Here is a 5,505-nt window from a genome sequence, read left to right on the forward strand (position 1 = left end):
TCCTACGTTTGTTTCGGGCCAATTATTCCTGTGGGATTTGCGCGCGAACGCCTTGGTGCATGCCTCAATATCGCGCCGTACAAACAAGGCGGCCGCGCGCGCCTGTCACAGGCGTTACTGGCCCGAAACAAACGTAGGAGCGAGCGCAGCTCGCGATTGCGCCGCGCGGGCGGCGCTCGATCTCACAGGCGCTGAAGATGCTGCGGCTACCTCCAGGCAGCGATAGAGCCTGTCGATGGAACGGTTCGCCATATCGATTGGACGCCCTCGGAGCATCCCCTTAGCGTGGCGACAAGGCCATTCAAGGAGTTCCTGTTGTGCGCGTCCAACCCGATGCGGTCTTCGTACCGCTGAACATCGCCGTGCTGACTGTCAGCGATACCCGCACCTTCGACAACGACACCTCCGGCGAACTGCTGGCCAGCCGTTCGGTAGAGGTCGGCCACCGCCTGGTGGCGCGGGCGCTGCTCAAGGACGACCTGTACAAGATCCGCGCCCAGGTAGCCACCTGGATTGCCGATGACCAGGTGCAGGTGGTGCTGATCACCGGCGGTACCGGCTTTACCGGCCGCGACAGCACGCCAGAGGCGGTCGGGTGCCTGCTGGACAAACGCATCGACGGTTTTGGCGAGCTGTTCCGCGCGCTGTCGATTCTGGACATCGGCACCTCGACCGTGCAAAGCCGAGCCTTGGCCGGGTTGGCCAACCGCACGCTGGTGTGCTGCCTGCCGGGGTCTACCGGGGCTTGCCGTACAGCGTGGGAGGGGATCCTGGCCGAGCAGTTGGATGCCCGGCACCGGCCGTGCAACTTCGTCAAGCACCTGCTGCCCATCGAGGCCTGTGCAAGCCGGGGCTGATCGTTCGCCTGTACCGGCCCTATCGCCGGCAAGCCGGCTCCCACAGGTATTGCACAGGTTCTGAAATCTGTGTGGTCCCTGTGGGAGCTGGCTTGCCGGCGATAGGGCCCTTAGCTCAACACATACCCCACCGGCAACAACGCCGGCGGCAACTGCTGGTCCCCCAACCCCGCGAGTACATCCCGCTCCACCGTCCGCACCATGGCATCGGTAGGCAGGTCATTCTCATCCCGCCCGAACGGGTCTTCCAGTTCGTTGCCAATCGCATCCAGCCCGAAGAACGTGTACCCCACGATGGTGGTGAACAGCGGCGCCAGCCAGCCCAGCGGCTCGGCCAGGGCAAACGGCAACAACAGGCAGAAGATGTAGATGGTGCGGTGCAACAACAGTGTGTAGGGAAACGGCAGTGGCGTGCCCTTGATGCGCTCGCAGGTGGCCTGCACCTCGGTAAGCCCCACCAGCCGCTGCTCCAGCAGGCTGTAACGCCAGTCACTGATCTGTTGTCGCTCGGCCAGCCGCGAGCATTGGCTGCCCACCTCACGCAGGATGCTGTCGCACACGTTGTGCGGGCTGAGCGCCTCGGGCCGGGGCAACCATGGGCGGGCGGCAGCCAGGTCGTCTTCGTTGCGCAACCGCGCATTCAGCGCATGGGAAAACCCGCACAGGCTGCGCAGCAGCTCACGGCGTAGTGCTTCATCGCCGATCACCACGCTCTCACGTACGAACGAGCGGGTCTCGATGATCAGCTTGCCCCAGGCCTTGCGCCCTTCCCACCAACGGTCATAGCAGGCGTTGTTGCGAAAGCTCATGAAGATCGACAGCGACAGGCCCAGCAAGGTGAAAGGCGTGGCGCTGACCGGGTAGAAAAACGCCGGGTAATGGCGCTCGACCAGCACGATCAGTGCCGCCAGCAGGGTGACCATCAGGCAGCGCAGGGCAATGCGCTTGATGATCGAACCCTTGAGGGTGAACAACACGCGCAACACATCGGGTGCGGGGTGGACGATCATGGCAATCCAGAGGCAGCTGCTCAGCCGCCGGTCATGTTCATGAAGCGCAGGATCTGCACGTCGCCACCGACTTCGAAGTGATGGCGGTAGGGCTTCAGGTGCAGCGAATCGCGGATGGCCTTTTCCAGGCGGTCGGGGTCGCCCGGGTGGGCCCGCAGCACGTGCTTGAGGTCTACCGAATGCTCGTTGCCCAAGCACAGCAGCAAGCGGCCCTCGACGGTCAGGCGCACACGGTTGCAGGTGGCGCAGAAGTTGTGGCTGTGCGGCGAAATGAAGCCGACCCGGGTGTTGGCCGCTTCGGCCAGGCGCCAGTAACGGGCCGGCCCCTGCGACGTTTCGGTGGACTCGACCAGGGTGAACTGTTCAGCCAGCAGCGCCCGTACTTCATCGCTGGAGCAGAACGACTCGCCACGTTCATGCTCGCTGATCACCCCCAGGGGCATTTCTTCGATGAAGGTGATGTCCAGCTCGCGGTCGATGGCAAAGCGCACCAGGTCGACCAGTTCATGGTCGTTGCGGCCCTTGAGCACCACGCAGTTGAGCTTGGTGCGCTTGAAACCGGCCTGCCGGGCTGCGTCGATGCCGGCAATCACCTGGTGCAGGTCGCCGGTACGGGTCAGTTGCTTGAAGCGGTCGGCGTCCAGGCTGTCGAGGCTGATGTTCAGGCGTGTAACGCCCGCGTCGAACAGCGGCTGGGCCAGGCGGCCCAACTGCGAGCCGTTGCTGGTCAGGCACAGTTCGCGCAGGCCGGGCAGGGCGGCGATGCGCCCGCACAAGTCGACGATGCCCTGGCGCACCAGGGGTTCGCCGCCGGTCAGGCGGATTTTGCGGGTGCCGAGGGCGACGAAGCGCTCGGCCACCTGGAACAGTTCCTCCAGGCTGAGAATCTGCTGGCGCGGCAGGAACTGCATGTCTTCGGCCATGCAGTACACGCAACGGAAGTCGCAGCGGTCGGTGACCGACATCCGCAGGTAGTCGATTTTCCGGTTGAAGCCGTCGATCAGGGCCCGGCTGTTCTGTTCCACGTTCGCGCTCGCGTCTGGGAAGGGGGCATTTCTGTCCAAGCTATAACCTGGGCGCAGGGCCGTCAAATTGCTTTGTCCGACTGCATGATCGACGGTCTCTATCATGCGGCCTGAGCGCGTCGCCTGCCTGCCGTGATCGAAAGCGCTTATCACGCCGTAAGTTCTTTCGATTGGACGCCCCGCCCCACGCTCCATAGGCTGAAACAAAGCACCGAAGCGTGAGGATTCACCGCATGAGCCAGGACGAACACATCAGGGACTACAAAGGCGCCGCCGCCGGCTGGGGGGCGCTGAAAAGCGTGACCAAGAGCTGGCTGGGCAGTGACAACGCCTTCAAGAACCTGCGTGCCATGCTCAAGACCAACCAGAACGGCGGCTTCGACTGCCCTGGCTGTGCCTGGGGCGAGTCGCCGGAAAGCGACATGGTCAAGTTCTGTGAAAACGGCGCCAAGGCGGTCAACTGGGAAGCCACCGGGCGCTCGGTGGACCCGGCCTTCTTTGCCAAGTACAGCGTCAGCGCGTTGAAGCAACAGACCGACTACTGGCTTGAGTACCAAGGCCGCCTGACGCACCCGATGCGCTATGACGCAGCCACCGACCATTACGTGGAAACCACCTGGGCAGAAGCGTTCGAGCTGGTTGCCCGGCACCTGCGCGCACTGCAATCGCCGGACGAAGCCGAGTTCTACACCTCGGGCCGGGCCAGCAATGAAGCAGCGTTTCTCTACCAGCTGTTCGTGCGTGCCTACGGCACCAACAATTTCCCGGACTGCTCCAACATGTGCCACGAAGCCAGTGGCTCGGGCATGTCGGAAACCCTGGGGGTGGGCAAAGGCACCGTGGTGTTTCACGACCTGGAACTGGCCGATGCCATTTTCGTGATTGGCCAGAATCCCGGCACCAACCACCCGCGCATGCTCGAACCGCTGCGTGAAGCGGTCAAGCGCGGTGCCCAGGTGGTGTGCTTCAACCCGCTCAAAGAGCGTGGCCTGGAGCGCTTCCAGCACCCGCAGCACCCGTTCGAAATGCTCAGCAATGGCTCCGAGCCGACTTCCAGCGCGTACTTCCGCCCAGCCCTGGGTGGCGACATGGCGGCCATGCGCGGTATTGCCAAGTTCCTGTTGCAGTGGGAACGCGAGGCCCACGCCAAGGGCGAACCGCCAGTATTCGACCACGCCTTCATCGCCGAGCACACCAGCGGTATCGATGGCTACCTGGCGGCGGTCGACGCCACGGGGTGGGAACACATCGTTGAGCAGTCTGGCCTGACCCTGGCCGAGATCGAACTGGCCGCGCGTATGTACCGCAAGGCCGAGCGGGTCATCATGTGCTGGGCCATGGGCGTGACGCAGCACCGCCATTCGGTGGCAACCGTGCAGGAAATCGTCAACCTGCAGCTTCTGCGCGGCAACGTCGGCAAGCCCGGCGCTGGCCTGTCGCCGGTGCGCGGCCACAGCAACGTGCAGGGCGACCGCACCATGGGCATCGACGAGAAGCCCCGGGCAGCACTGCTCGACGCCCTGGAAAAACGCTTCCGCTTCCGTGTGCCGCGTGCCCACGGGCACAATGCGGTGCTGGCGATCAAGGCCATGGAGGAGGGGCGGGCCAAGGTGTTCGTCGCCCTGGGCGGCAACTTTGCCCAAGCCACCCCGGATACACCGCGTACCCATGCCGCGCTGCAGAAGTGTGCGCTGACCGTGCAGATTTCCACCAAGCTCAACCGCTCGCACCTGGTCACCGGCCGCGACGCGCTGATCCTGCCATGCTTGGGCCGTACCGAAATCGACCTGCAGGCCGCAGGGCCCCAGGGCGTGACCGTGGAAGACACCTTCAGCATGGTGCACCTCTCCCATGGCCAGTTGCGCCCGCGCTCGCCGCACATGCGTTCGGAGCCATGGATCATCGCCGGCATGGCCAAGGCCACGCTGGGCAACCAGCCGATCGACTGGGCCTATGCGGTGGCCGACTACAACCGCATCCGCGACATGATTGCCGACGTCATCCCTGGCTTCGCGCGTTTCAATGAGCGCTTGAACAGCCCTGGCGGGTTCCACCTGGGTAACCACGCTGCCGAGCGCAACTTCCGCACGGCCACCGGCAAGGCGCGCTTCATGCCCCACACGCTGCCCGAGGCATTGGTCAACGCCAAGGTGCTGGCCCGCGGGGACAAGCCCGACCTGATCTTGCAGACCCTGCGTTCGCACGACCAGTACAACACCACCCTGTATGGCCTGGACGACCGCTACCGTGGGGTGTTCGGCCTACGCGAAGTGGTGTTCGTCAACGAGGCCGATATCCGCCGCCTGGGCTTCGAACCGGGTGAGCACGTGGACCTGGTGTCGCTGTGGGAGGATGGTGTGGAGCGGCGGGTGTCGGGGTTCCGCCTGGTGGCGTATGACGTGCCGCAAGGGCAGGCGGCCGCTTACTACCCCGAGACCAACCCGCTGGTGCCGCTGGAGAGTTATGGCGAGGGGACGTACACCCCGACCTCGAAGTTTGTGGCGATCAAGCTGGAGAAGGCCAAGGCCGGGAACCGGATTGCGGCGGTGCTGGCTTCGGATTGACGGGCGCCTGCAAGGGCCCTGTCGCGGGCGGCGCTCGATCTCCCAGGCG

At 64.5% G+C, this 5,505-nt stretch carries 4 protein-coding genes; 2 read left to right on the top strand and 2 right to left on the bottom strand.

The annotated features are described in order from the left end of the window. Positions 1–317 precede the first annotated feature (317 nt). Positions 318–857: a molybdenum cofactor biosynthesis protein B gene (gene moaB, locus GYA94_RS20740; protein WP_110677847.1), complete on the top strand. Its 540-nt coding sequence runs from the start codon at positions 318–320 to the stop codon at positions 855–857. Between the two features lie 110 nt (positions 858–967). Here the strand turns inward: moaB and GYA94_RS20745 are convergent, their stop codons facing one another. Both GYA94_RS20745 and moaA read right to left on the bottom strand, forming a co-directional pair. Next, positions 968–1,867: a bestrophin family protein gene (locus tag GYA94_RS20745; protein WP_161892998.1), complete on the bottom strand. Its 900-nt coding sequence runs from the start codon at positions 1,865–1,867 to the stop codon at positions 968–970. 20 nt (positions 1,868–1,887) lie between these two features. After that, positions 1,888–2,892, bottom strand: a complete 1,005-nt coding sequence (gene moaA / locus GYA94_RS20750) for a GTP 3',8-cyclase MoaA (RefSeq protein ID WP_009686815.1) — start codon at positions 2,890–2,892, stop codon at positions 1,888–1,890. 233 nt (positions 2,893–3,125) lie between these two features. Between moaA and GYA94_RS20755 the strand changes: the two genes are divergently transcribed. After that, positions 3,126–5,456: an FdhF/YdeP family oxidoreductase gene (locus GYA94_RS20755; protein WP_161892999.1), complete on the top strand. Its 2,331-nt coding sequence runs from the start codon at positions 3,126–3,128 to the stop codon at positions 5,454–5,456. Positions 5,457–5,505 lie beyond the last annotated feature (49 nt).

It is taken from the genome of Pseudomonas juntendi, assembly GCF_009932375.1.
GTDB lineage: Bacteria > Pseudomonadota > Gammaproteobacteria > Pseudomonadales > Pseudomonadaceae > Aquipseudomonas > Aquipseudomonas juntendi.

Coding starts and splice junctions, on each gene's coding strand:
- GYA94_RS20745 (WP_161892998.1), bottom strand. CDS start 1,867: ATGATCGTCCACCCCGCACCCGATGTGTTGCGCGTGTTGTTCACCCTC.
- GYA94_RS20755 (WP_161892999.1), top strand. CDS start 3,126: ATGAGCCAGGACGAACACATCAGGGACTACAAAGGCGCCGCCGCCGGC.